The sequence below is a fragment of the Pseudoalteromonas sp. S3260 genome, assembly GCF_005886925.1.
GTDB lineage: Bacteria > Pseudomonadota > Gammaproteobacteria > Enterobacterales > Alteromonadaceae > Pseudoalteromonas > Pseudoalteromonas tetraodonis.
This window is the reverse complement of sequence record NZ_PNCV01000367.1, coordinates 1-340: the sequence shown is the minus strand read 5'-3', so window position 1 is coordinate 340 and position 340 is coordinate 1. Positions and strand designations below refer to the sequence as shown.

Sequence of the window (340 nt, the reverse complement as noted above, 5' to 3'; positions counted from 1 at the left end):
CAGCGGATACTTAAACTCTTTGCCTTCGTAGGCTTTGATGCTAGCAATAATCACCATTACGAACGAGAAAATGGCGACTAAAGGCAGTAGCACAACCCCAATAGCAACAAAAATAAGTAAGAAGCAGACGATGAAAGCAATAAGCATCGTTAGCTGAAAGTTCAATGACGCTCGGCCATGGCGGTCAACCACTTCCATCTCATCTTTTTTCACCAACCAGACAATCACCGGGCCAATGATAGATCCAAATGGCACTATAAAACCCGCGAGTGCGGCTAAGTGACACAGCATCGCCATGGTTTTCTCATCATTGCTTTGCTTGTTGTTATTGTTTGCCGGT

General features: G+C 44.7%; 1 protein-coding gene. It reads right to left on the bottom strand.

Going from position 1 to position 340, the window contains the following annotated elements:
* On the bottom strand, positions 1 to 297 hold a 297-nt coding region (locus tag CWC14_RS18825; RefSeq protein WP_138564399.1), incomplete at its 3' end, for a DUF4870 domain-containing protein.
* Positions 298 to 340: the final 43 nt, after the last annotated feature.